The organism is Rhodobacter sp. SGA-6-6, assembly GCF_011043545.1.
GTDB lineage: Bacteria > Pseudomonadota > Alphaproteobacteria > Rhodobacterales > Rhodobacteraceae > Pseudogemmobacter.
In genome coordinates this window covers 1-561 of sequence record NZ_JAAKGP010000059.1, presented here as the reverse complement: position 1 = coordinate 561, position 561 = coordinate 1, and the positions used below count along the sequence as shown (strand labels likewise).

Annotated in this window: 1 protein-coding gene; it reads left to right on the top strand. The window is 64.2% G+C overall.

What is annotated here, in order from left to right; genetic code table 11:
• Positions 1–338 precede the first annotated feature (338 nt).
• The coding region (locus G5B31_RS20955) for a hypothetical protein (protein ID WP_205912060.1) at positions 339–561 on the top strand (223 nt) is incomplete at its 3' end.

Sequence of the window (561 nt, the reverse complement as noted above, 5' to 3'; positions counted from 1 at the left end):
ACGGCCGTCGCCGCCGCCGATCCACACTTTGAACATCACGCCAGCCGCGCGCAGCATCGGGCCGTCGATGATGATCCCGGCGGTGGTGGGCGGGTCCACGTCCGGGCAAGATACGATCACATGCTGGCCGATTGCGAGCTTCATCCCACAACTAATACGCTACCTTTAGATTCCTCAAAGTTGTGTTTTGAGCGGATGTTTTAGGTCCTTTCTCTGTTGCTTTGCGACAACGCCGAACCCCTAGCCGCCGCCTGACCGAGAGCCAAAGGGCCGTGGTCGCCGGGAAGCTGGCGAACCTTGCCCATGGTGGAGTCCGGCGGTCGGACCAAGCGGCAAATTTGCCGCTTGAAACCATCGAACCCACCATTGCGCCGGTCTCGCAGGCGCAGGCCGCCGAGATGCTGAACGTCTCGGAGCGCAGCGTCCGCGCCGCCAAGACCGTCATTGCAAAGGCCGCGCCCGAGGTCATTGAGGCTGTGGAGCGGGACGACCTGTCAGCCCGGAAGGCGGTAGCGCGACCGCAGCGCGGCGATGCCCTCGGCGATCAGCGCCTCGGGATCG